The 530-nt window shown below is 33.0% G+C and carries 1 protein-coding gene; it reads left to right on the top strand.

The window, feature by feature from the left end:
- The coding region (locus KTHG_RS00165; protein WP_222424325.1) for a hypothetical protein at positions 1-339 on the top strand (339 nt) is incomplete at its 5' end.
- Positions 340-530 lie beyond the last annotated feature (191 nt).

Here is a 530-nt window from a genome sequence, read left to right as displayed (position 1 = left end):
CATGTCCTCAACGAAATTTCAAACGTGGAAAAAAGAAACTGGACTGTTAGAAAAAGCAAAGGGGTTGTGAGTATGGCAGCATTGATGGAAGGATTTGAACAAATCGATATTTTCACCGTACTACGTGAGATAAACGATATTGAGCTAATTGAAAAGAAAATAAATGGGTTAATGCCAGGAAGTAAAATATCGACAGCTACATGTGAAGTAGAAAGTGAAAATAAATTCATTGTCGTTAGATCGTGCGACTTTGAAGAATTGTTCACCAGTACAGATAGCGCCTTAAAGTATATAAAAAGCTATTTTGAAGGCAATAAAAAAAGTGCCAGCAGTAACTGACACAATAAGCAAAGGTATAAGTTTAAAACTTCCCACAAACATTATAACATAAGGAGTGTTGAAATTTGGAACGAAATGTAAAGCAATTACATGAAATCGATTTAAGTAAAGACGGTGTATTTTATATTAAAGATGGAAAGATAAATATTGTAGACACATTGCCTTATGGATATGGAACACAAACAATTACT

It is taken from the genome of Kurthia sp. Dielmo, assembly GCF_000307285.2.
Lineage (GTDB): Bacteria > Bacillota > Bacilli > Bacillales_A > Planococcaceae > Kurthia > Kurthia populi.
The sequence above is the reverse complement of the archived record's forward strand: the minus strand, read 5'-3'. Positions and strand labels throughout refer to the sequence as shown.